20 protein-coding genes and 1 riboswitch are annotated in these 19,882 nt (G+C 72.7%); of the genes, 15 read left to right on the plus strand and 5 right to left on the minus strand.

The window, feature by feature from the left end:
* Positions 1-24: 24 nt before the first annotated feature.
* Positions 25-915 carry a hypothetical protein gene (locus ACIBPB_RS12375; protein ID WP_396839664.1) on the plus strand — a complete coding sequence of 297 codons (891 nt, stop codon included), beginning with the start codon at positions 25-27 and terminating at the stop codon, positions 913-915.
* Between the two features lie 13 nt (positions 916-928).
* Here the strand turns inward: ACIBPB_RS12375 and ACIBPB_RS12380 are convergent, their stop codons facing one another.
* Entirely contained in the window at positions 929-1,777 is an 849-nt protein-coding gene (locus tag ACIBPB_RS12380; RefSeq protein WP_396839665.1) for an RCC1 domain-containing protein, read from the minus strand.
* Between the two features lie 78 nt (positions 1,778-1,855).
* Here ACIBPB_RS12380 and ACIBPB_RS12385 point away from each other — a divergent pair, with 78 nt between their 5' ends.
* The 3 genes from ACIBPB_RS12385 to nhaA all read left to right on the plus strand — a co-directional run bounded on the left by ACIBPB_RS12385 (position 1,856) and on the right by nhaA (position 4,701).
* Positions 1,856-2,128 carry a hypothetical protein gene (locus ACIBPB_RS12385; protein WP_396839666.1) on the plus strand — a complete coding sequence of 91 codons (273 nt, stop codon included), beginning with the start codon at positions 1,856-1,858 and terminating at the stop codon, positions 2,126-2,128.
* 178 nt (positions 2,129-2,306) lie between these two features.
* Positions 2,307-2,735, plus strand: coding sequence for an OsmC family protein (locus ACIBPB_RS12390; protein WP_357321314.1), 429 nt, complete (start codon positions 2,307-2,309; stop codon positions 2,733-2,735).
* Between the two features lie 40 nt (positions 2,736-2,775).
* Entirely contained in the window at positions 2,776-4,701 is a 1,926-nt protein-coding gene (gene nhaA / locus ACIBPB_RS12395; protein WP_396839668.1) for a Na+/H+ antiporter NhaA, read from the plus strand.
* A gap of 129 nt (positions 4,702-4,830) precedes the next feature.
* Here nhaA and ACIBPB_RS12400 read toward each other — a convergent pair whose 3' ends face one another.
* On the minus strand, positions 4,831-5,490 hold the full coding sequence (locus ACIBPB_RS12400) for a GNAT family N-acetyltransferase (protein ID WP_396839669.1): 660 nt from the start codon (positions 5,488-5,490) through the stop codon (positions 4,831-4,833).
* A riboswitch (SAM riboswitch) is annotated at positions 5,469-5,583 on the minus strand. (Overlaps the previous gene by 22 nt.)
* Positions 5,584-5,962: 379 nt before the next feature.
* On the opposite strand from ACIBPB_RS12400, the gene ACIBPB_RS12405 reads away from it, so the two are divergent.
* Genes ACIBPB_RS12405 through ACIBPB_RS12430 form a run of 6 tightly spaced genes read left to right on the plus strand, consistent with a single transcriptional unit; the run spans position 5,963 to position 13,214 of the window.
* Positions 5,963-7,534 carry an ABC transporter substrate-binding protein gene (locus ACIBPB_RS12405; protein WP_396839670.1) on the plus strand — a complete coding sequence of 524 codons (1,572 nt, stop codon included), beginning with the start codon at positions 5,963-5,965 and terminating at the stop codon, positions 7,532-7,534.
* A gap of 8 nt (positions 7,535-7,542) precedes the next feature.
* On the plus strand, positions 7,543-8,499 hold the full coding sequence (locus ACIBPB_RS12410; RefSeq protein ID WP_357321302.1) for an ABC transporter permease: 957 nt from the start codon (positions 7,543-7,545) through the stop codon (positions 8,497-8,499).
* Positions 8,496-9,383: an ABC transporter permease gene (locus tag ACIBPB_RS12415; RefSeq protein WP_396839671.1), complete on the plus strand. Its 888-nt coding sequence runs from the start codon at positions 8,496-8,498 to the stop codon at positions 9,381-9,383. The genes ACIBPB_RS12410 and ACIBPB_RS12415 overlap by 4 nt, the downstream gene beginning before the upstream one ends.
* Positions 9,380-10,432 carry an ABC transporter ATP-binding protein gene (locus tag ACIBPB_RS12420; RefSeq protein WP_396839673.1) on the plus strand — a complete coding sequence of 351 codons (1,053 nt, stop codon included), beginning with the start codon at positions 9,380-9,382 and terminating at the stop codon, positions 10,430-10,432. Before ACIBPB_RS12415 ends, ACIBPB_RS12420 begins: the two co-directional genes overlap by 4 nt.
* Positions 10,429-11,430, plus strand: coding sequence for an ABC transporter ATP-binding protein (locus ACIBPB_RS12425; protein WP_396839674.1), 1,002 nt, complete (start codon positions 10,429-10,431; stop codon positions 11,428-11,430). Before ACIBPB_RS12420 ends, ACIBPB_RS12425 begins: the two co-directional genes overlap by 4 nt.
* Positions 11,427-13,214 carry a gamma-glutamyltransferase family protein gene (locus tag ACIBPB_RS12430; protein WP_396839675.1) on the plus strand — a complete coding sequence of 596 codons (1,788 nt, stop codon included), beginning with the start codon at positions 11,427-11,429 and terminating at the stop codon, positions 13,212-13,214. The genes ACIBPB_RS12425 and ACIBPB_RS12430 overlap by 4 nt, the downstream gene beginning before the upstream one ends.
* A 4-nt stretch (positions 13,215-13,218) precedes the next feature.
* Here ACIBPB_RS12430 and ACIBPB_RS12435 read toward each other — a convergent pair whose 3' ends face one another.
* Positions 13,219-13,899, minus strand: coding sequence for a GntR family transcriptional regulator (locus ACIBPB_RS12435; protein ID WP_357321287.1), 681 nt, complete (start codon positions 13,897-13,899; stop codon positions 13,219-13,221).
* 70 nt (positions 13,900-13,969) lie between these two features.
* Here ACIBPB_RS12435 and ACIBPB_RS12440 point away from each other — a divergent pair, with 70 nt between their 5' ends.
* The 3 genes from ACIBPB_RS12440 (at position 13,970) to ACIBPB_RS12450 (ending at position 16,218) form a co-directional block, all read left to right on the plus strand.
* Positions 13,970-14,686 carry a YoaK family protein gene (locus tag ACIBPB_RS12440; protein WP_396839676.1) on the plus strand — a complete coding sequence of 239 codons (717 nt, stop codon included), beginning with the start codon at positions 13,970-13,972 and terminating at the stop codon, positions 14,684-14,686.
* 126 nt (positions 14,687-14,812) lie between these two features.
* Entirely contained in the window at positions 14,813-15,415 is a 603-nt protein-coding gene (locus ACIBPB_RS12445; protein WP_396839677.1) for a glyoxalase, read from the plus strand.
* Entirely contained in the window at positions 15,403-16,218 is an 816-nt protein-coding gene (locus ACIBPB_RS12450) for an NAD(P)H-binding protein (RefSeq protein ID WP_396839678.1), read from the plus strand. Before ACIBPB_RS12445 ends, ACIBPB_RS12450 begins: the two co-directional genes overlap by 13 nt.
* A 45-nt stretch (positions 16,219-16,263) precedes the next feature.
* On the opposite strand, the gene ACIBPB_RS12455 is transcribed toward ACIBPB_RS12450, so the two are convergent.
* Positions 16,264-16,875, minus strand: a complete 612-nt coding sequence (locus ACIBPB_RS12455) for a hypothetical protein (RefSeq protein ID WP_396839679.1) — start codon at positions 16,873-16,875, stop codon at positions 16,264-16,266.
* A gap of 94 nt (positions 16,876-16,969) precedes the next feature.
* On the opposite strand from ACIBPB_RS12455, the gene ACIBPB_RS12460 reads away from it, so the two are divergent.
* The gene (locus ACIBPB_RS12460; RefSeq protein ID WP_396839680.1) at positions 16,970-17,311 is read left to right on the plus strand and encodes a winged helix-turn-helix transcriptional regulator; all 342 of its coding nucleotides are present in this window, start codon (positions 16,970-16,972) and stop codon (positions 17,309-17,311) included.
* Positions 17,312-17,351: 40 nt separating this feature from the next.
* Here ACIBPB_RS12460 and ACIBPB_RS12465 read toward each other — a convergent pair whose 3' ends face one another.
* On the minus strand, positions 17,352-19,178 hold the full coding sequence (locus ACIBPB_RS12465; RefSeq protein WP_396839681.1) for an AMP-dependent synthetase/ligase: 1,827 nt from the start codon (positions 19,176-19,178) through the stop codon (positions 17,352-17,354).
* A 251-nt stretch (positions 19,179-19,429) separates the two neighbouring features.
* Here ACIBPB_RS12465 and ACIBPB_RS12470 point away from each other — a divergent pair, with 251 nt between their 5' ends.
* Positions 19,430-19,879, plus strand: a complete 450-nt coding sequence (locus ACIBPB_RS12470; RefSeq protein ID WP_396839682.1) for a VOC family protein — start codon at positions 19,430-19,432, stop codon at positions 19,877-19,879.
* The last annotated feature ends 3 nt before the right edge of the window (positions 19,880-19,882 follow it).

A 19,882-nucleotide genomic window follows, 5' to 3' on the forward strand; every position in this document is an offset into this window, starting at 1 on the left:
TTACCGCTGGAGGAGAAGCGCCCAGTGAAGAAGTTGTCAAGCGTCGCGTCCGTGCTCGTGCTCGCCGTGGGCGTCGCCATCGCCCCGGCGGCGTCCGCCTCCGCCGCCACCGACCGGACCGGCGCGGAGCGGCTGAACATCCCGAACAGCAGCGCGTGCAAGGCGGGCCGCACCGTCATGCAGGGCATGGTGGCCGGTCCGGGCGGGCAGCTCTACATCGTCTTCACCAAGGCGGCCGGCGCGGAGCCGGTGCTGTCCCGGTGGCTGCGCGACGGCTCCACCTGGGACGGCGCCAGCTGGGTCTGCGCCGGGGCACCGACCTCCATCCCCACCCTCGGCCACGGTAACGACCTGGCCTACAACGCGAACTACCTGGGCCAGGGCCCGGCGCTGATCGCCACCCAGGGCAGCCAGTCGGCGTATCTGAGCGACAAGGTCACGATCGTGCGCCTGGCCGCCGACGGATCCATCGGCGCCGCCAGCGAGGTGCGGCTGCCGATCGGCAACATCAGCGGCTTCTGCTACAGCGCGACGGCCGCCGGCGGGGCCGGCAAGTACGCCGCCCGACGGCTGGGCAGCCTGTGGACCCATCCCGGCGCCGGCGCGCTCACCAGCGGCTGGACGCTGGTGAAGAGCAACCTGACCAGTCACGACAACCGTTCCGACCAGGGCATCGACTGCTCCGAGAACTACATCTGGAACACCAAGTCCATCAACACCTCGACGCCGGCCACCGGCTGGAACTGGATCTACCAGTACAACTGGTCCGGCGGCGATGTGGAGAGCGACATCGGCGTGCCGGGCAACAACCTGACCGACGAGATCGAGGACGTCACCCACGTGGGGAGCGAATTCTTCGTCGGCATCAACCGCAACGACGGGCTGGCCGACTCGGTGAAGGTGCTCATCGAATAGCGGCGGACGGTCGTCAGTGGGGCGACCGGATCCCGTGCCAGTCGGCGACGTCGCACTGGCCGTGGGCGTTGTCGCCGGCGGCGACAACCGTCCCGTCCGCGCGTAATCCAAGCGTGTGGGTGGATCCGGCCGCCACCGCGACGATGTCGCGCCAGCCCGCGACGTCGCACTGCCCGGCGTCGTTGCCGCCGACGGCCAGGACCCGGCCGGTCGCGGTGACGCCCACGGTGTGGTAGCTCCCGGCCGCGACCGCCACCACGTCCCGCCAGCCGTCGACGTCGCAGGCGCCCGTCGAATCGTCCCCGACGGCGGACACCCGCCCGTCGGCGCCGAGACCGACCGTGTGCAGGTAGCCGGCGGCCACGGCGGCAACGTCCCGCCAGGTGTTGACCGCGCACTGCCCGCGCCGATTGTTCCCCACGGCGACGGCGGTCCCGTCGGCCCGGACGCCCACCGAATGCCAGTCGCCGCAGGCCAACCCGACCACCTCCCGCCACCGGCTCACGTCACACGCGCCCTCGTGCCGCCGTCCCACGGCCAGCACGGTGCCGTCACCCGCCAGCCCCAGGGTGCGGCGCCAGCCCGCGGCGACCACTGTTATGTCCCGCCAGGACGCGACGTCACACTGCCCGTCACCGTTCCAGCCCGTCGCCAGCACGCGGCCGTCCGCGCGCAGGCCGACGCTGTGCGAACGCCCGGTGTTCGGCGCCGTGTGCACGTTTCCCGCCGCCACGGCGACCACCTGCGCCCAGTCCCCGACCCGGCACTCACCCGAGGTGCCGGCGCCGGCCGCGACCACGGTGCCGTCGGCGCGCAGCCCCACCGAGTGGCGGCGCCCGGCGGCGATGACCGGACCACTCATGGGCACAGCATGCCGGATCACCTGCCCTGGGCGGACCCGACCCCGCCCCGTCCGGCCACGCTGACGAGGCGCCGCCGCATGATCGTCGAGATGCGCGCACCGGCGAGGACGCGCCCGCCCCGATCGCACGCCGCGGGCGGCGATCAGTCGGCGGCCGGGCTGGTCCGGGAGGCGTCGCGGGAGATCATCGCGGCCGAGAGACCCGTCGAACAGCACCGGCACACCCGCCTCGCCGGACCTGTGAGTCCAGTTCCGGGCCCGGAGTCGATCGCGATCAGCTCGGAACTTCTGGGTCGAGATCGCCCCCAAGCGCAGCTTGATACCCTCCCGGTGACGGGTGTCGAGGGCTGAGCGGCTCCGACTATCAGTGATCAAGTGGACTATTCGGTCCGGGAGAGGCTAGCCTGCGCAGGTACCCGGTCGCGGGGTGGCACGCCCGGCCGCAGCCCCGCTCAGCCGGCGGCTCGGCCGCTGCTGGATTCGCGTACCCGGACCCCTCACCACCAGGATCTACAGGAAGGCGCGGCTGATGGAAACCGATCAGGATCGTGTCATCGCATCCGCCCGAGCTGTCCTTCCGGCCACCGAGCGCCGGCGCACGGACATGACCAGCCACGGCTTCACGTTCGTCGCCGATGAACCGCACAACGGCGCACTCGGCGACGGCCCGACGCCGACGGAGTACCTGTTGATGGCGCTCGCGTCGTGCACGGCCCAGACGCTGCGGCAGTACGTCGACTACAAGTACGACACTGCCGGTGACATCACCGTCGAGATCGAATACCACGAGCCCGTGCGGGAAGGCGCGGAGCGGTACCTCAAGCGCACGATCACCCTGAGCGAGGACCCTGACCCCGACGACCTGAAGGTGATGCATGAGATCGCCGAGAAGTCCCCGGTGACCCTGCTGATCCAGTTCGCCTGGAGCGTACGGACCGAGTTCGTCGGCCCGGCTTGATCAGCTATCCAGGCCCGGCCAGCGCGCCGGAAGGTGACGTGTGACCGAGACCAGGATGAGCGGCCGGACGATCTGGAAGCGCAATCTGGCGCCCCCGCTGCGAGCCTTTCTGCGGACCGAGTCCGGCAGCGCCGGCGTGCTCGTGACCGCCATCGTCGCCGCACTGCTCTGGGCCAACATCGACCTCAACTCCTACGAAGCCCTGTGGCGCACCCCACTGTCCCTACGCCTCGGGCACCTCGAACTCTCCCGCGACCTGCACACCTGGATCAACAGCGGCTTGATGACGCTGTTCTTCCTGGTCGTCGGCCTCGAGACGCGGCGCGAGTTCGACCTGGGTGACCTCCGCGACCGGCGACGATTCGTGCTGCCCGCCGTGGCCGGCGTGATCGGCATGCTGATCCCGGTGCTGGTCTTCCTGGCGATCAACCACGGTGGGCCGGGCGCGCATGGCTGGGGCGTGGCCATGTCGACCGACACCGCTCTGGCGTTGGGCCTGCTGGCACTGCTCGGTCGCGGCGTGCCCGACCAGATCCGGATCTTTCTGCTCACCGTGTTCGTGGTCGACGACCTGATCGCACTCATCGTCATCGCCCTCGTCTACAGCGACGACATCAGAATGACGCCCATCGTGGTGGCCGTCGCGGCGTTCGCGGTCATGCTGGCCCTCCGCGCGGCCGGCGTGAGACGCGGCGCGGCGTACGCGCCGGTCGCCGTCGTGATGTGGGGCGCGCTTCTGGTCAGCGGAGTCGACCCGGTGGTGGCCGGACTGGCCATCGGGCTGACCGCGTTCGCCTACTCTCCGGGCCGCGCCGAGCTCGAGCAGGTCAGCGGACTGTTCCGGTCGTTCCGTGAGCAGCCGACGCCCACGCTCGCGCGGACGGCGTCGATCGGCCTCGCGAACACGCTGTCGCCCAACGACCGCCTTCAGCGCATCTACCATCCCTGGTCCAGCTACCTCATCGTGCCGCTGTTCGGCCTGGCCAACGCCGGCATCAGCATCGACGGTCCGTTCCTGGCCCAGGCGTTCACCTCACCTCTGACCTGGGGCGTACTGCTCGCGTATGTCGTCGGCAAGCCGCTCGCCGTGATCGGCACCTCGGCCGGGCTCACCTGGGTCTCAGGCGGTCGCATCCGTCCGGCCGTGGGCTGGGCGGGCGTGCTCGGAAGCGGCACGATCGCCGGCGTCAGCTTCACCGTGTCGCTGCTGATCGCCGGCCTGGCCTTCACCGGCGACCACCTGGCCGAGGTCAAGGTCGGGGTGCTCAGCGCCGCGATCGTGTCCTCGGTGCTGACCTGGACCGCGTTCCGGGTCACCCACATGTTGCCCAAGGACACGCGCGTCCGGGCGCTGTTCGGCGACATGACGGAGCTGACCGACCTCATCCCCGACGTTGACGAGCAGCGGGACCACGTCCGCGGCCCGGCCGACGCGTCGGTGACGCTGGTGCAGTACGGCGACTTCCAGTGCCCGTACTGCGGGAGGGCCGAGCCGGCCGTCCGGCAGCTGCTGGGCCACGCCGACCTGCGTTTCGTGTGGCGCCACCTGCCGCTGCCGGACGTGCACCCGCACGCCCAGCTCGCCGCGGAGGCCGCCGAAGCGGCGGCCGCCCAGGGCAAGTTCTGGCAGATGCACGACCTGCTGCTCGACCACCAGGACAAGCTGAACCTCACCGATCTGCTCGGATACGCCGCCGACCTCGGCCTGGATCAGAAGCGCTTCCACGACGAGCTCACGAGCCACGCCCACGCCGCTCGCATCGACCGCGACATCGACTCGGCCGACCACAGCGCAGTGTCCGGCACCCCGACCTTCTTCATCAACGGCCGCCGCCACCACGGCGCCTACGACATCGCGACCCTGACCGCCGCCATTCGTACGGCCCGCGCCCGGGCCCGCCTCGGCCGCGCTGGCCTGGCGACCGGTGACCAGGCGCGTCCCGTCGACGTGACGGCACGCCGGTAGGCCGTCAGGTCTCGCCGTGCGACCTCTTGCCGGGACGGGACGGGACCGGAGCGTCACGAGGATCCGGGACCTCGTCGAGGCGTGCGCGGAAGCGCCGGCGTGTTGGCGCGTTCGGCGGACCGGCCGAGGTCACCGGCCTTCGGCGAGCCGGGCCCGTAGGCGGGTCCGGCAGGCCGGCCATTCCGAGGCGAGGATGGAGTACATCGCGGAGTCCCGGAGCAGGCCCTCCTCACCCGGCGCCCAGGACCGCGACCAGCAGCGCAGTACGCCCTCGAACTGCGCTCCCACCCCCTCGATCGCCGCGCGGGAGCGCGCGTTGCGCGCGTCGGTCTTGAGGTCGACGCGGGCCACCCGCCACTGCTCGAACGCGTGGGCGAACAGCAGGAACTTGGCCTCGGTGTTCAGCCCGCTGCCCTGGGCCGAAGCGGCCAGCCAGGTGAAACCGACCTCGACCGCGCACAACTCGTCGCGGTCCGGCCACAGCCGCGGATCCCAGTAGGCGGTCGCCCCGACGGCGCGTCCGGACGCCTTGGCCACCTGCGCGTACGGCAGCAAACTCCCGGCGGCGGCCCGGGCCAGCTGCGCATCGATGTAGTCGCTCACCTCGCCCGCGGTGGGTACCCAGGTGAAGCGGTACGAGGTCCGGTTCTCCTCGGCTGCTCTGGCCAGGTCCGCGGCGTGCCGGTGCTCCAGTGGCTCCAGCCGGACACGTTCACCGTCGAGCAGCGGCGCGGTCAGTCTCGTGGGGAATGGCAGGGGAGTGCTCCGTCCGCGACTTGCCGGGCACACCCTGTGCCGGGCCGGGTCCTCACCCGGAGCACCCCACCCGCGTAGGAGGGTTGCCGGCCAGCAAGCCGGGGCTTCGCGCTGGCACTCATGACCTGGCGTCACGGTAGCGACGGTGTTGGGGCCGACGCAATCCACATTTCGACGCCTGACAGGTGCGCGAGCGCCGTTGCCGGCCGGTCGGGTTCGGACACCGGGCCGTGACCCCGGCGAGGTCCGCGCCTTCCTCGACCGGGCCGTCGCGAACCTGCCCGCCGCGCGGCGCCTGGCCCGGGTGGTCGGTCGCTGGTGGCTCGTCCTGGTGCAGACCGGAGGTCTTGCGGAGCAGTTCGTATACAACATACGCTCCCCGAATCGCCCACTCGAGGAGCTCCCAATGACGAACCTCAGTGACCCGAGCCTGCGAAGGCTCTCCCCATTACGGGCAGCTGTGGCGGCGCTCGCCGTCGCCTGCACCGTCGTAGCGTGCTCGCCGGTGTCGAACGACGAGGGCGGCGCCAAGTCCGGTGAGGACCAGGCGGCAGGACAGGACAACTTCGGTACGCCGGCCGACCCGGCCGCCGTGAAGAAGGGCGGCAAGCTGGTGATCGCCCTCTCCGCGGAGCCCGACGCGCTGGACCCGACGCTGTCGCGCAGCCTCTACTCGCGCTACGTCTTCCAGGCCATCTGCCAGAAGCTCTACGACGTCAACGAGCAGGCCCAGGTCGTACCGCAACTGGCCACCGCCCTGCCGAGCACCAGCAGTGACGGCAGGACGGTCACCATCCCGCTGCGCCAGGGCGCGCGGTTCGCGGACGGGACCCCGTTCGACTCCGCCGCGGTCAAGGCCACCCTGCAACGGCACCTGACCAACGCCCGCTCCGCGCGCAAGAGCGAACTCGGTCCCATCGAGACCGTCGACGCGCCCGACGCCAACACCGTCGTGATCCACCTGAAGCAGCCGTTCGCGCCGCTGGTCGGGGCGCTGGCGGACCGGGCCGGCATGATCATGAGCCCGAAGGCGCTGCAGAGCCTCGGCGACAACTTCGCCAACGCGCCGGTCTGCGTCGGCCCGTTCAAGTTCGCCAAGCGGGTGCCGCAGAACTCCATCGACGTGGTCCGCGACCCGAACTTCTACGACGCCAGCAAGGTCAACTTCGACGCCATCTCCTGGCACATCCTCAGCGACGCGAGCATCCGGGCGGCCAACCTGCGCTCCGGCGACGCGCAGGTCGCCGACAGCATCTCCACCCAGGACTACGCCGCGTTGCGCGGCGACTCCTCGCTCACCGTGCTCCAGTCCCAGTCGCTGGGCTACCAGGGGCTCACCTTCAACATCGGCAACGTCGACGGCGTCGGCACCGCGCCGAAGCCGATCAACCGGCCGATCGCGCAGAACGCCAAGGTCCGGCAGGCCTTCGAGTACGCCCTCGACCGCAAGGCACTGGTCCAGGCCGTCTTCAACGGACTCTTCGCCCCCGCCTGCTCACCGATCTCGCCGGCCAGCCCGTTCTCGTCCGAGCAGGCGCAGACGTGCGTTCCGCACGATCCCGCCAAGGCCAAGCAGTTGCTGTCCGAGGCCGGCGTGCAGACGCCGTACCCGGTGGCGATGCTCATCTCGAACACGCCCGACTCGCTGCGCCTCGCGCAGGCGTTGCAGGCCATGGTCAAGGACGGCGGGTTCGACCTGAAGATCAACCCGGTGGAGTACTCCTCGCTCCTCGACGAGCAGGACCGCGGCAACTTCGAGCTGCTGCAACTGGGCTGGAGCGGGCGGATCGACCCGGACGCCAACATCACCAACTTCGTCGGCACCGGCGGCAGCCAGAACGTCTCCGGCTACAGCAACCCGCAGCTCGACACCGCGCTCACCCAGGCCCGGCAGTCCAACGACATCGAGGAGCGCAAGAAGCTCTACGGGCAGGCGGTGGCGATCCTCCAGCAGGACGACGCGCTGATCTACCTCTACCGGCAGCGGAACCTGACCGCCGTCTCGCAGAAGATCCAAGGCTTGCAGGTCTTCCCCGACGGCGTGATCCGGGCGGCCTTCGCCGGGTTCACCAAGTAGGTCATGTCGTGGCTCGCTATCTGCTCACCCGTGCCTGGCACTCGGCGTTGACGCTGCTGCTGTCGACGGTCGTGGTGTTCCTCGGGGTGCGGGCGCTGCCCGGGGACCCGGCCCTCGCCCTCGCCGGCGAGGACCGGTCCCCGGAGGCGCTGGAGGCCATCCGGCACCACTACGGGCTCGACCAGCCGCTGCCGATCCAGTTCGGGCAGTACGTGGCGCGCGTCGTGCAGGGCGACTTCGGGGTGTCGATCCGGACCGGGATACCGGTCTCCTCGATGCTCGGCACCGCCCTGCCCGTCACCGTCGAACTGTCCCTGCTGGCGATCGTCCTCGCCGCCGCGCTCGGCGTCGGGGCCGGGGTGCTCGCGGCGGTCCGCCGCGGGCGTCCCGCCGAGTGGCTGGCCAACGGGCTGGCCCTGATCGGCCTGTCGGTGCCGCACTTCTGGCTCGGACTGCTGGCGATCCTCTACCTCTCCGTGGCGGCCGGGCTCTTCCCGGCCTCCGGCTTCGTGCCCCTGCTCCAGGACCCGGTGGACAACCTGCACCACATCGTCCTGCCGGCCGTCATTCTCGGCACCGGCCTCGCCGCCATCATCATGCGGCAGACCCGGTCGGCGATGCTGGAGGCGCTCTCCTCCGACCACGTCCGGACGGCGAAGGCGAAGGGTCTGCGGCCCCGGGCCGTCATCACCCGGCACGCCCTGCGCAACAGCCTCATCGTGGTGGTGACGATCGTCGGCCTGCAACTCGGTGGCCTGATCTCCGGCGCCGTCGTCACCGAGCAGATCTTCGGGCTGCCCGGCTTCGGCAAGATGACCATCGACGCGGTGTTCCAGCGGGACTACCCGGTGATCCAGGCGGTCGTCCTGCTCACCGCCACCGCGTACATCGTGATCAATTTCCTGGTGGACCTGCTGTACTCGGTCATCGATCCGCGCATCCGGGTGACGGGGGAGCCGGCATGACCGTCCTCAGCGTACCGATGGCGGACGCGGCTCCCGCCGGCATCAGCCGGCGGGCCCGGGTCCTGCGGCGACTGCGCCGCAACCCGCTCGCCGTGGTGAGCTTCGTGGTGCTCGCGCTCGCGGCCGTCGTCGCCCTGCTCTCGCCGTGGATCGCGCCGCACGAGGTCCAGCAGACCGATTTCGCCCACACGTTCTCCCCGCCGGGCACCCCCGGGCACTTGCTGGGCACCGACGACCTGGGCCGGGACGTACTGTCCCGGATCATGCTGGGCGCACGCGCCTCGCTGCAGGTGGCGCTCCTGGCGGTGGCCACCTCCCTGGTCATCGGGGTGCCGCTCGGCCTGGCCGCCGGCTACTTCCGGTCCTGGGATGCGGTGATCTCGCGCTTCACCGACCTGCTGCTCGCCTTCCCGTTCCTGATCATGGCGGTGGGGTTGGCGGCCATCCGCGGCGCCAGCCTCACCAACGCGGCCGTGGCCGTCGGGATCGCCCAGATCCCCGGCGTGATCCGGGTGGTCCGCTCGGACACCCTGCGGCTCAAGTCGCTCGACTTCGTCGCCGCGGCCGTGGTGGACGGGGCCAGCGACCTGTGGGTGCTCGCCCGGCACATCCTGCCGAACGCGACGTCGGTGATCCTGGTGCAGGCCACCGTGGCGATCCCGGCCGCGATCCTGGGCGAGGCGGTGCTGTCCTTCCTCGGCCTCGGCATCCAGCCCCCCGCGCCCAGCCTGGGCACCATGCTGGCCACCGCCCAGCAGTTCGCCGCCCGGGCGCCCTGGGCCGCGGTCCTGCCCGGCGTCGTCATCATGGGCCTGGCGCTGGCGTTCAACGTCTTCGGCGACGCCCTTCGGGACGCCCTCGACCCGAAGGGAGACCGGCGATGACCACGGTCGAACGGGCGGCCGCCTCCGCCGCCGCGGTCGGTTCGCCCGTCCTGGCGGTACGCGACCTGTCGGTCTCGTTCCGCACCGAGAGCGGGACGATCTCGGCGGTGGACCGGGTCAGCCTGGACCTCGCCTCCGGCGAGATCGTCGGGATGGTGGGCGAGTCCGGCTGCGGCAAGAGCGTCACGGCGATGAGCATCGCCGGCCTGCTGCCGGACAGCGCGCGGGTCACCGGCTCCGTCCGGCTGGAGGGCGCCGAGCTGGTCGGCGCCCGGGAGTCGGTGCTGCGCCGGGTGCGCGGCAAGGAGATCGCGTACATCTTCCAGGAGCCGATGACCTCGCTGAACCCGGTGCTCACCGTGGGCCGGCAGATCGGGGAGGTGCTGCAGGTCCACGAGCGGATGTCCAAAAAGGCGGCCCGGGCCCGCGCCGTCGAGCTGCTGTCGCTCGTCGGCATCCCGTCCGCCGCGACCCGCGTCGACAACTACCCGCACCAGCTCTCCGGCGGCATGCGCCAGCGCGTGATGATCGCGATGGCGGTGGCCTGCGGCCCGAAGGTGCTGGTCGCCGACGAACCCACCACCGCCCTGGACGTCACGGTCCAGGCCGGCATCCTGCAGGTGCTGCGGGACCTGCGGGACCGGCTCGGCACCACCATCCTGGTGATCACCCACGACCTCGGCGTGATTGCCGACATCGCCGACCGGGTCGTCGTCATGTACGCCGGGCGGGTGGTGGAACGGGCACCGGTCGTCGACCTGTTCGCCCAGCCCCGGCACCGGTACACCGCCGGGCTGCTGGCGGCCTCGCCGACGCCGGGCAAGCACGCCGGCACCGAGCGGCTGCAGGAGATCCCCGGCCTGGTGCCGGTGCTGTCCGCCCAGCCCGACGCCTGCACCTTCGCGGATCGCTGCCCCGCCGCCGACGAGCGGTGCCGGCAGGCCGCGCCCCCGCTCGACGCGGTCGGCACCGCGGTGACCGACCACCTCGCGGCCTGCTGGCATCCGTGCCCGGCGCCGCGGACGCAGCCCCAGGAGGCGACCGGATGACGCCGCAACCGAACGCCCTCGAACTTGAGGACCTGGTGATGCACTTCGGGCCGGTACGGGCCGTGGACGGGGTGTCCCTCACCATCCCCAAGGGCCGGGTCACCGCGCTGGTGGGGGAGAGCGGCTCCGGCAAGTCGACCGTGGGCCGCTGCGTGGTACGGCTGGAGAAGCCCACCGCCGGCGCGGTCCGCATCGCCGGCACCGACGTCACCGGGCTGACCCGGCGGCAGCTGCGCCGGCACCGCAACGACGTGTCGATCGTCTTCCAGGACCCCGCCGGCTCGCTGGACCCGCGGATGCTGGTCGGCGAGATCGTCGCCGAGCCGCTGCGGCTCTCCGGTAAGCGGATCACCCGCCGCGACCGGGCGGCCCGGGTCACCGAGGAACTCGGCCGGGTGGGGCTGCGGGCCGAGGTCGCCCGCCGGTATCCGCACGAACTCTCCGGCGGGCAACGCCAGCGGGTCAGCATCGCCCGCGCGCTGATCTCCGAGCCGAAGCTGCTCATCGCCGACGAGCCGACCAGCGCGCTCGACGTGTCGGTGCAGGCCTCCGTGCTCAACCTCCTCGCCGACCTGCAACGCGACATCGGGTTCGCCTGCCTCTTCATCACCCACGACCTGTCCGCGGTCGAGTACCTGGCCGACGACATCGCCGTCATGTACCTCGGCCAACTGGTGGAGCAGGGCCCGCGCGAGCGGATCTTCACCCGCCCGGCCCACCCGTACACCCAGGCGCTGCTGGCGGCCGCGCCGGTGGCCGACCCGGTGCGCCAGCGGCAGCGGCAACCGGTGCTGCTCGGCGACGACCTGCCGTCCGCGCTGGACCCGCCGTCGGGCTGCCGCTTCCGTACCCGGTGCCCGCTGGCCTTCGACCGGTGTGCCACCGAGGTGCCCGCCCAGGTGGCGTTCGGCGGCGGGATGGCCGCCTGCCACCTGGTCCAGCCCGACGGCACCCGGCCCGACGTCCGGGCCGCCGACCAGAGTGAGGTGTTGTCATGACGTTCACCACCAGGCCGACCCTGCAGGGAACCTTCGGGATGGTGTCCTCGACGCACTGGCTGGCCAGCCAGTCCGCGATGGGGATCCTCGAGCGCGGTGGGAACGCCTTCGACGCCGCGGTCACCGCCGGGTTCGTCCTGCACGTCGTCGAACCACACCTGAACGGGCCCGGCGGCGAGGTGCCGGCCATCGTGGCCACCGCGCAGGACCCGACCCCGAAGGTGCTCTGCGGGCAGGGGCCGGCGCCCGCCGGCGCCACCATCGCGCACTTCCGCTCCCTCGGGATGGACCTCATCCCCGGCTCCGGCCCGCTCGCCGCGGCCGTCCCCGGCGCCGTGGACGCCTGGCTGCTGCTGCTGCGCGACCACGGCACCTGCTCCCTGGAGGAGGTGCTGGAGCCGGCGATCGGCTACGCCGGCGCGGGCCACCCGCTGGTCGGCCGGGTCGGCGACACCGTGGCCGCCGTGCGGTCGCTCTTCGCCGAACACTGGCCGACCTCCGCCCAGCTCTGGCTCCGCGGCGGCCGGCCGCCGGCGGCGGGGGAGCTGTTCACCAACCGGGCGTACGCGCAGACCCTGCAACGACTGGTCGACGCCGGCGGGGCGGCGGGCGCGGACCGGGAGGCGCAGATCGAGGCCGCGCGCCGCGCCTGGGCCGAGGGGTTCGTCGCCGAGGCGATCGACCGGTTCAGCCGGCAGCCCTTCCAGGACTCCAGCGGACGCCCGCACGCCGGCCTGGTCACCGGCGCGGACCTGGCCGCGTTCCGGGCTAGCTGGGAGGAGCCGGCCACCCTGGACTGGCACGGCTGCACGGTGGCGAAGACCGGCTTCTGGGGGCAGGGCCCGGTGCTGTTGCAGACCCTGGCGATCCTCGACGCGCTCGACGACCCCGCGGTGTACGACCCGTCCACCGCGGCCGGGATCCACGCCCAGGCCGAAGCCCTCAAGCTCGCCTTCGCCGATCGGGAGGCCTGGTACGGCGACGGGCCCGCGCCCGCGAAGGCGCTGCTCTCCGGCGAGTACGCGCGGGAGCGCGCCGGCCTCGTCGGGGAACGCGCGTCGGCGCGGTTGCGACCGGGCCGCCCCGAGGGCGCCGAGCCGCGCCTCCCGGCGCACGTGCGGCGCGGCGGCGACGGCCGGGTCGACCCGGCGGACCCCACGACGGGCGAGCCGACGGTGCAGTCGGACGGGGTGACCCGGGGCGACACCTGTCACGTCGACGTGGTCGACCGGTGGGGCAACATGATCTCCGCGACCCCGAGCGGCGGCTGGCTGCAGAGCTCGCCCACCATCCCCGACCTCGGCTTCCCCCTCGGCAGCCGGCTGCAGATGTTCTGGTTGGAGGAGGGGCTGGCCTCGTCGCTGGCGCCGGGACGCCGGCCGCGTACCACGCTGAGCCCGACCATGGTGCACCGCGACGGGAAGCCCGTCCTGGCCTTCGGCACGCCCGGTGGGGACCAGCAGGACCAGTGGCAGCTGCTGTTCCTGCTGCGCCACCTGGTCGGCGGCCAGGGCCTGCAGGAGGCCATCGACGCGCCGATGTGGCACACCATCAGCCTGCCGGGCTCGTTCTATCCGCGCGACATCGAACCCGGCGTACTCGTGGCGGAGGACCGGCTGGACGAGGAGGTGCTGGCGGCGCTGCGCGCCCGGGGGCACGAGGTGCGGCTGTCCGGCGCGTGGACCCTGGGCCGCCTCTGCGCGGTGACCCGCGACCCGGGCACCGGCGTGCTGGCGGCCGGCGCGAATCCGCGGGGCATGCAGGGCTACGCCTGCGGCCGCTGACCCCTCAGCGGGCCCCGTATCCGGCCTCGGCGTTCTCGAACGCGGCGGCGGAGGCGGCGTCGAGGTGGGCCTGCGCGGCCCGCTCGGCCCGGTCACCGTCACCGGACTCGATGGCGTCGACCAGTTGGATGTGCTCGGCCCACGAGTGCGGTGCCCGTTCCGCGGCGCCCAGCCGGAAGACCCACTGCACATGGAGGTAGAGCGCCTTGGCGATCGACAACAGCCACGGGTTGCCGCTGATCTCGAGGATCCGCAGGTGCAGGGCGCTGTTCAGCTCGGCGACCCGGGCCAGGTCCTGCCGCTGCGTCGCCGCGCGGCCCTGCTCCAGCAGGCCCCGCAGGGCGGCCACGTCCGCCGCCGTGGCCCGCTCGGCCGCCAGCCGGGCGGCCAGCGACTCCAGGCGCTGGCGGACGGCGAACATGTCCGCGACGGTCGCGGTGCTCGGGGAGGCGACCACCGCGCCGCGGCGGGGCAGGATCACCACGAAACCCTCCGCCTCGGCGACGCGCAACGCCTCCCGGACCGGGTTGCGGGAGACCGCGAAGTCCTCCGCGAGCCGATCCTCGGTCAGCCGTTCGCCGGGCAGGTAGTGGCCGTCGATGATGGCGGTCCGCAGGGCGGCGAGGACCTGGTCGCGTAGCGGCAGGTGCTGAGCGCCGAGCTTGCCTCGCAGGTCATCAGCCAACCTGACCACCTCTCCATGAACCGTCCAGGCAGAGCGTATACGAAGAACAATTTGCGGAGGACAGCCGACCGTGCCGAAAACAGCGCCATCCGTCAGCCGCCCGCGCGCCGCGGCGCCGGGGAGCCCGGACCTCGCCCGCCGCCGGCAGGCCCTCGTCGTCGTGCTCACCTTCCTGACCGGGAGCGCCGACGCCATCGGCTTCCTGGCCCTCGGCGGGGCCTTCTCCAGCGTCATGACGGGCAACATGGTCCTGCTCGGGCTCTCCGCGGGCCGCGGCGACGCCGACCTCGCCCTCACCTCCGGCTGCGCCATCCTCAGCTTCATCACCGGGGTCCTGGCGGGCGCCCGCCTGGCCGGCCCGGCGCAGCCGGACGACCCGGTCTGGCCCCGCCGGGTCACCCACACCCTGGTCCTGGAACTGCTGGTGTTCGTCGTCTTCCTCGTCGTCTGGGTGGTCACCCTGCCGCACCGGTCGCCGCCGGTCGACCTCGGGCTGCTGATGCTGTCGGCGGCGGCGCTGGGCGTGCAGAGCAGCGCCATCCAGCGCTTCGGCGTGCCGGGCCTGTCCTCCACGTACCTGACCGGCACGCTCACCAGCCTGATCGCCGGGGTGGCCGCCCGCCGCCCGTGGCACCACCTGCGGCCCAAGGCCCACGTCCTGCTGGCCCTGATCACCGGCGCGGTCATCGGCTCGCTGCTGGCCCGGCAGCTGCCCGCCTGGTCGCCGGTGCTGTTGCTCGCACCCCTCGTGCTGGTCATCGCCGTGTCGGCCCGGATGGCGGAATAGCCTGGCCGGCGGCTCGCGGACCCACCGGCGCCGCCCGCGCCCCCCGACCGGTGCCGCCGACCGGCCGGCCGGACCGGTCAGGAATCGAGAAGCACCGGCGGTACGGCCGCGCCTAGCGTGATCGCCATGACCTCCATCAAGTCCCTCACCCTCGACGTCACCGACCCCGCCGGCGCCACCGCCTTCTACACCGACCTCGGCCTGGCCGACCACGTGCGGGTACGCGCCACGCAGGCGCCCACGTCCGGCTTCCGCGGCTTCGTGCTCTCCCTCGTGGTGTCCCAGCCCAGCACCGTCGACACCCTCGTCGGCGCCGCGCTGAGCGGCGGGGCCACCGAGCTGAAGCGGGTCAAGAAGAGCTTCTGGGGGTACGGCGGCGTCGTGCAGGCCCCGGACGGGACGATCTGGAAGGTCGCCACGTCGGCGAAGAAGGACACCGGCCCCGCCACCCGGCAGATCGACGACATCGTGCTGCTGCTCGGCGTGGCGGACGTGAAGGCGAGCCGGCAGTTCTACGTCGAGCGCGGGCTGGCCGTGGCGAAGAGCTTCGGCAGCAAGTACGTCGAGTTCGCCACCCCGGCCTCGTCGGTCAAGCTGGCGCTCTACGGGCGGCGCGCCGCCGCCAAGGACGCCGGCGTCTCCCCGGACGGCACCGGCTCGCACCGGCTCGTCATCGGCAGCGACGCCGGCCCCTTCACCGACCCGGACGGGTTCACGTGGGCGGCCTGAGGATCGCGGTCACCGGCGGCACCGGCCGGGTCGGCGGACAGGTGGCGCGGCTGCTGGCCGCCGACGGGCCGCACGACGTCGTCGCGCTGTCGAGCCGCACCGCCCCGTACGACGACCCGGCCGCGCTGCGGGCCGCGCTGACCGGGGTCGACACCCTGGTGTTCGTCTCCAGCGACGGCGAGGCCGCCCGGGTGATCGTCCACCACCAGCACGTGCTGGCCGCGGCGGAAGCGTCCGGCGTCCGGCACGTGGTGCTACTCAGCGGCGTGGACGCGGACGTGGACTCGCCGTTCTGCTACGCGCACACCAACGGGCACACCGAGCGGCTGCTGCGCGCCTCCGGCCTGCCGTACTCGATCGCCCGCGCCGGCCTGTTCACCGAGTTCTTCGTCGGCCTGATCCGGCAGGTCGGCGCGAGCCACGGCGGGACGGTGGCGCTCCCGGCCGGGGCCGGCCGGGTCGCCCTCGTCGCCCGGGACGACGTGGCGGGCTGCCTGGCCGCCCTGGCGCTCCGCGAACCCACCAACGGCCACCACGACGTGACCGGGCCGGAGAGCCTTCCCGTCGAGGCGGTCGTCGCGGCGGCCGGATACCGGTACGCCGACGCCACGCCGGCCGAGTTCGCCGGCGCGCTGCTGCGGCACGGCGAGCAGCCGTGGTGGACCTACGCGTACGCCAGCATGTTCGACTCCGTCCGGCAGGGCCGCTGGGCGGCGACCTCCGGCGCGGTGGCCGAGCTGACCGGCCGCGCCCCGACCCCGCTGCGGGACGTGCTGGCCGCCGCGAGCACCGGGGGGGTGTGACCGGCGCCCCGGGCACTCGGAGCCACCGACGTCAACGGAGAAAGCTCAGCTGCCGGTGTCGATCGGGGTGTCCACGGCGATCCAGTTCGTCTCCCACGTCACCCCGCCGTCGTCCGAGAAGGCCTGTTCGAATCTCGCCCGGTCCGGACCCTGCCGGAAGATGAGGAAGCGCACCTTGATCGCGCGTCCCCCGAGCTGGTCGTCGCCGTAGAACTCGCCCACACCGTCGTGGAACCGGCCGGACACGGACGGGGTGAGCAGTCCGTCGCGGAGGTTCACGAAGGTCAGGCTCCAGCGCCCCGCCTGGGGTTCATAGAGCCGCAGATTCAGGCCCTCGATTCGTCCGTCCGGCCCCGAGACCGTCAGTTCGACGACATTCGCGCGCCGGTCCAGCAGCCGACGCACGACGCTCGTACCCTCGAAATGGAGCCATTCATCCGCGGATCCGGAGAGCGGATCGGCGAGCACCCGCACCGTGGTATGCCAGGTACCGATCTCCCAGTCGAAGTCACGTTGCCCGTCCTCGACAGCCGCCGAAGCCCGGAGGGGAGCCGCCGCCGCGCCGCCCGACGCCGCCGTCGCGGCCAGCATGAGAAGCGACAGGCACGGGATCAGGACCCGGCGGTACGGCATGGTGTTCTTGGCGTGGAGGTTCATGATCCGACTATCTGAGCGGAGCACGCCCATGGACAAGAAGGCACCTGCGGGTAACCCCTCGCCGGCGCGCCCCAATCCGCTACCCGGCTGCCCGATGGCCGCCGCGTTCGCCGCGATCGGTGGGAAGTGGAAGCTGACCCTCGTGTACTGGCTGGCCCACGGCGAGTGCCACTTCGCCGGCCTGCGCCGTCTGGTCGCGCCGATCACGCCGAAGGTGCTGGCCGAGCAGCTACGCGAACTCGAGGCTGACGGGCTCGTCGAGCGCATCGTGACCGGACCCGTCCCGGCGCCGATCATCTACCGGCTCACCGCGTACGGCAGCACGGTGCTGCCCGTGGTGGAAGGCGTCCGGGTCTGGGGCGAGGCGCACCTGCGACGCACCCACGGCCGAGCCGCATCCGACGAGCCGATGCGCTGCGCGCACGCGATCGCGTAGGCCCGCGGCCGGCCATGCTCCGGCGACGTGGGGGAGTGCGTCAGCGGCCGCCGTAGAGGGCTGCGATGTCCGCGGCGCGCTGCTGCTGCACCGTCTCGCGTCTGACCTTCAACGTCGGGGTGAGTTCACCGTTGGCCTCGGTGAAGTCGTCGGGCAGGATCCGGAAGGCCTTGATCGCCTCGGCGTGCGAGACGGACCGGTTGGCCTGGTCGATCGCGCGTTGGACCTCGCCGCGCAGGGCGGGGTCCTCGCGCAACTCCGCCACCGACGCGTGCGGGCGGCCGTGCGCGTCGCCCCACCGGGTCAACGCCTGCGGGTCGATGGTGACCAGCGCGCCCACGTACGGCCGGCCGTTGCCGGTCAGCATGGACTGGCTGACCAGCGGGTGCGCGCGGACCTGGTCCTCGATCGGGGCGGGGGCGATGTTCTTGCCCTCCGCGGTCACCAGGATCTCCTTGGTGCGTCCGGTGATCCGCAGATAGCCGTCGTCGTCGAGGCTGCCCACGTCGCCGGTGCGGAACCAGCCGTCGGCGGTGAACGTCTCGCTGGTCGCGGCCGGGTTGTTCCAATAGCCCTGGAAGACGACGTCGCCGCGGACCAGGATCTCCCCGTCGTCGGCGATGGCCATCTGCACACCGGGCAGCGGCCGGCCGACGGTGCCGATCCGCATGGCCGAGGGCCGGTTCGCCGCCAGCGCCGGGGAGGTCTCCGTCAGTCCGTAGCCTTCGAGGGCGGTGAGGCCGGCGCCCCGGAAGAAGTGCCCGAGCCGCTCACCGAGGGGCGCCCCACCGACGACGGCGATCCGGCAGCGTCCGCCGAACCCCGCCCGCAGCTTCCGGTAGACCAGCAGGTCCATCAGGCCCCGCAGCAGCCGGAGGCCGGTTCCGGGCCCGGACGGCGTGTCGAGCGACCGGCTGTACCGCGCCGCCACCCGGTCCGCGGCGGCGAACAGCCACCCCAGATGCCGGTCGGCGGCCCGCTGCCGCGCCCCGGTGTACGCCTTCTCGAACACCCGCGGCACCGCGAGGACGAACGTCGGCCGGTACCGGCGCAGCTGCTGGAGCACGCCGCGCGGGTTCGGGCTGTGCACCATCGTCGCCCGGGTCCGCACCATCCCCACCTGGACCATCCGGGCGAACGCGTGCGCCAGCGGCAGGAAGAGGACCGTCGACGCCGCCTGGTTGAACAGCTCGGGCAGCGCGGCGACCGCGTTGGCCACGTCCAGGTGGATGTTCCGGTGCGTCAGCACGCAGCCCTTCGGCCGCCCGGTGGTCCCGCTGGTGTAGACGATCGTCGCCGGGTCCGCGCCCGACACCGCGGCCCGCCGGCGTTCCACGGCCCCGTCGTCGACGGCCCGGCCCCGCTCCGCCAGCCGGACCAGGTCACCGGAGTCGATCCGCCACACCTCGCGCAGCTCCGGCAACCGGTCGCGCACGCCGGCAAGCAGCGCCGCGTGGTCGGCCGTCTCCACCACGCACCCCACCGCGCCCGAGTCGGCGAGGATCCAGGCCAACTGCTCGGCGCTGGACGTGTCGTACACCGGAACGGTCACCGCGCCGACCGCCCAGAGCGCGTAGTCGACCAGGGTCCACTCGTAGCGGGTGCGGCTCATCAACGCCACCCGCGTCCCCGGCTCCACGCCCGCGGCGAGCAGCCCGCGCGCCACCGCGAGCACGTCGTCGCGGAACTGCCCGCAGGTCACCACGGACGGGTCGGCGGAGGGGTGCGGCCAGGCCCGGGCGTCCGGGTCCGGGCGGCGGAACTGCACCGCGTCCGGGTCGCGCCGCGCGTTGTCCCACACCGCGTCGGCCAGCCCGACGGCCTCGCCGCCGGTGATCTCCGGTGGCACGCTGACGGTGCGCCGCATCACGGCCCTCGGTCCAGCGGTACGTCCCGGTCGGCCGGCGGCGCGGCCGGCCCGGTCACCTCGTCGTCGTAGCGCCCCACGTCCCACCTCCGCTCCCGGCCCGTGATCCCGGCCGTGGCGTACCCGGCCCGGCACCGGCCATGCGGGCCAATCCGGGGCGGAGCCGCGGCACCCGGCCGGCCGGCCGGACCGGGCGGGGGGTGTGCCGCCGGCCGGAGCGGGTAGGCACCCGGCCGGACCGGGGAGGCGGGATGGCGAGCGAGGCACCGGACTACTTCCAGCCCGAGGCGGGGCTGGTGCTCACGCATCTGCTGATCGTGCGGGACGTGGACCGGTCCCGGGAGTTCTACCGGCGGGTGCTGGGCGCCACCGTGGTGCGGGAGCGCCAGCCGGCGATCCTGCGCCTGCACAACAGCTACCTGGTGCTCAACACCGAGGGCGGTCCGACCGACGACAAGCCGGACGTCCGGGCCCAGGCGCCGGCGGACTCGACGACGCTGAGCAGCGCGTTGAACATCCGGGTCGCCGACGTCCGGGCGGTGTACGAGCAGTGGCGGTCCCGGGGTGGGCAGTTCCTGACCGAGCCGAAGGACCACGGCGTCGAGATCCGCTGCTACCTGCGGGACCCGGACGGCTATCTGATCGAGGTCGGCCAGGGCACCGGGATCCTCGCCGAGATGGGCCGGGCCGTCGCGGCCTGAGCC

Origin of the sequence: Micromonospora sp. NPDC049836, from assembly GCF_044465125.1 — a bacterium.
Classification (GTDB): domain Bacteria; phylum Actinomycetota; class Actinomycetes; order Mycobacteriales; family Micromonosporaceae; genus Micromonospora.

Coding starts and splice junctions, on each gene's coding strand:
- ACIBPB_RS12470 (WP_396839682.1), top strand. CDS start 19,430: ATGGCGAGCGAGGCACCGGACTACTTCCAGCCCGAGGCGGGGCTGGTG.
- ACIBPB_RS12465 (WP_396839681.1), bottom strand. CDS start 19,178: ATGCGGCGCACCGTCAGCGTGCCACCGGAGATCACCGGCGGCGAGGCC.
- ACIBPB_RS12425 (WP_396839674.1), top strand. CDS start 10,429: ATGACGCCGCAACCGAACGCCCTCGAACTTGAGGACCTGGTGATGCAC.
- ACIBPB_RS12420 (WP_396839673.1), top strand. CDS start 9,380: ATGACCACGGTCGAACGGGCGGCCGCCTCCGCCGCCGCGGTCGGTTCG.
- ACIBPB_RS12430 (WP_396839675.1), top strand. CDS start 11,427: ATGACGTTCACCACCAGGCCGACCCTGCAGGGAACCTTCGGGATGGTG.
- ACIBPB_RS12445 (WP_396839677.1), top strand. CDS start 14,813: ATGACCTCCATCAAGTCCCTCACCCTCGACGTCACCGACCCCGCCGGC.
- ACIBPB_RS12385 (WP_396839666.1), top strand. CDS start 1,856: ATGATCGTCGAGATGCGCGCACCGGCGAGGACGCGCCCGCCCCGATCG.
- ACIBPB_RS12390 (WP_357321314.1), top strand. CDS start 2,307: ATGGAAACCGATCAGGATCGTGTCATCGCATCCGCCCGAGCTGTCCTT.
- ACIBPB_RS12460 (WP_396839680.1), top strand. CDS start 16,970: ATGGCCGCCGCGTTCGCCGCGATCGGTGGGAAGTGGAAGCTGACCCTC.
- ACIBPB_RS12380 (WP_396839665.1), bottom strand. CDS start 1,777: ATGAGTGGTCCGGTCATCGCCGCCGGGCGCCGCCACTCGGTGGGGCTG.
- ACIBPB_RS12415 (WP_396839671.1), top strand. CDS start 8,496: ATGACCGTCCTCAGCGTACCGATGGCGGACGCGGCTCCCGCCGGCATC.
- ACIBPB_RS12455 (WP_396839679.1), bottom strand. CDS start 16,875: ATGAACCTCCACGCCAAGAACACCATGCCGTACCGCCGGGTCCTGATC.